This window comes from Peptoniphilus sp., assembly GCF_034090345.1.
GTDB lineage: Bacteria > Bacillota > Clostridia > Tissierellales > Peptoniphilaceae > Peptoniphilus.
The window spans coordinates 1-2,416 of record NZ_JAXDSS010000083.1; the positions used below are offsets into that span (position 1 = coordinate 1).

General features: G+C 33.6%; 3 protein-coding genes. All 3 read left to right on the plus strand.

The features are described 5' to 3' along the window. Window positions 1–965 (plus strand): tRNA uracil 4-sulfurtransferase ThiI (gene thiI, locus SOR77_RS07440; protein WP_320636502.1); only part of this gene is annotated, 965 nt, incomplete at its 5' end. Window positions 966–969: 4 nt separating this feature from the next. Further along, window positions 970–1,524 carry a LemA family protein gene (locus SOR77_RS07445; protein WP_320636503.1) on the plus strand — a complete coding sequence of 185 codons (555 nt, stop codon included), beginning with the start codon at window positions 970–972 and terminating at the stop codon, window positions 1,522–1,524. Between the two features lie 11 nt (window positions 1,525–1,535). Continuing rightward, window positions 1,536–2,378, plus strand: a complete 843-nt coding sequence (locus SOR77_RS07450) for a TPM domain-containing protein (protein WP_320636504.1) — start codon at window positions 1,536–1,538, stop codon at window positions 2,376–2,378. Window positions 2,379–2,416 lie beyond the last annotated feature (38 nt).

The window sequence follows — 2,416 nt, forward strand, 5'->3', positions numbered from 1 at the left end:
TTGGGATAGTCTATATAACACCGACTTGGAAGATAGACAGAAATATGGAATATTTTGAAAAAGCTGTTTTAGCTGTTGCGAATGACCAAGCTGAAAAAGGGTATAAAACTTTTAAAGCCAAAGCTAAAAGGTCAGATAAGAGATTTGAAGTTAAGTCGGCAGACTTAAATTTAATGATAGGAGGAATAGTTTTAAAAAACACAGATTACAAAGTTGATGTTCACAACCCTGATTTTTATATATATTGTGATGTAAAAGAATCAATATATTTATACTCACATAGATATAAGGGAACAGGGGGACTACCAATAGGAACAAATGGAAGAGGACTACTATTGTTGTCAGGCGGTATAGATTCTCCGGTTGCAGGATATATGATGGCGAAGAGAGGTGTTTGTGTAGATGCGGTTCATTTTCATTCATATCCTTTCACATCAGAAAGAGCAGAAGAAAAGGTTCAAAAACTTGCTAAAATATTAGGACAATATACTGGAACTATTAGAATGTATTCATGCAATCTTTTAAATATACAAAAGGCTATAAATAAAAATTGCCCTGAAGATGAGATGACAATCTTATCACGTAGATTTATGATGAGAATTGCTGAAGAAATTTCTAAAAAATATGAGTATGATTCCATAATAACAGGAGAAAATCTAGGACAAGTGGCATCTCAGACAATAGGGGGATTAAACGTTACAAATGCTATACCGGATAGAGTAGTATTCAGACCTCTTATAGGCATGGACAAGGTAGATATAATAGAACTATCTGAAAGTATAGGAACTTATGAAACATCTATAATGCCATTTGAAGACTGTTGTAGTGTGTTTTTGCCAAAACATCCGAAATTAAGACCTACACGCAAAGGAATAGAAAAATCAGAATCAAAGCTTCAAGTTGAAGAACTTGTTCAAGAAGCAATGAGTGAATTAGAAATAATCACGATAAAACAGGAGGACTGATTAGATGAAAAAAATAGTTGGAATATTAATTTTATTAGTAGTTGTAGTAGCAGCAATGGCAATACCTAAATATAATAAATTAGTTAAACTTGATAATGATGTTGACTCAGCATTTTCTCAAGTTCAAGTTGTAGTAAAGAGAAGGGCTGACTTGATACCTAATTTAGTAAATACAGTTAAAGGATATGCAAAACACGAACAAGAAACTTTTGAAAAAGTAATTCAAGCGAGAAACTCAGTTAATGAAGCTCGTACACCAGCTGAACTTTCTAAAGCAGAACAAAATTTAACTTCAGCTATAGGAGATATAAAAGTAGTTGTTGAAGCTTATCCTGAGTTAAAAGCAGATAAAAACTTTTTAAATCTTCAAGCGCAATTAGAAGGAACAGAAAACAGAATTGCAGTGGAAAGACAAAGATACAATGGAGCTGTAAAAGAATTTAACTTAACAGTTAGACAATTCCCAATGAATTTATTTGCAGGAATGTTGGGATTCTCTCAAAAAGATTATTTTGAAGCAGCACCTGCAGAACAAAACGCTCCTGAAGTTTCATTTTAAGAGGTGAGCAAGTGAAAAGAAAAGTTGGAGTGAAAGTTTTACTCTTTATTCTTTTCTTGGCTATTGGTGTACTTATAGATAATGTAATTGCACGTAGTGAAATACCTAAAGCCAGTCAGTTTAATGGGTATGTGTATGATGAAGTTGGAGTTTTAAGTGAAGACGACATAAGATATATAAACTATATCAATCAAGATTTACAAGCTAAAACAGGTGGTCAAATACCTATTGTAATAGTAAAGAGTCTTGGGGATGTAGATGTTAAAACTTATGCTGTAGAATTATTTGACCAGTTGGATATTGGAGATAGAGAAAAAATTAATGGGACTCTAATGCTATTAAAAATAGATGATGATGTAGGAAATAGAAAGCTTACAATTGAAACCGGATATGGTACGGAAGGTTTTATTCCGGATGCATATACTAATCAAATAGTCAATTTGATGATATCATATTTCCCAAAAGATGAAAAACTAGATAAGGAGAGATATTCCAAAGGAATTATAGAAGGGTTTAATCAATTAATAGCTTACTATGAACAAGAATATAAAGTTAAAATTTCAAGTGCCAATAGACCACAACAGAGAGTTCAACAGGATGGTATTAATATAGGAGATATTATAAGAATAATTATAATAGTGATGGTGATAACATCTATGTTCTCAGGAGGTGGAAGAAATAGCAGACGACGCAGAAGAAGAGATATAGATATCTTCTTACCACCATATTTTGGACCGTTTGGTGGTTCAGGCGGTTTTGGTGGTTTTGGAGGTGGAAGCTCATCTGGTGGATTCGGAGGATTCAGAGGTGGCGGAGGCTCTTCAGGCGGCGGAGGCTCCAGTGGAAGCTGGTAAAATTGAATTGAAACAAAAGACAGTGAGAAAAATCTTAC

Excerpts from the sequence above, each read along its gene's own strand:
- SOR77_RS07445 (WP_320636503.1), top strand. The coding sequence starts at position 970 with ATGAAAAAAATAGTTGGAATATTAATTTTATTAGTAGTTGTAGTAGCA.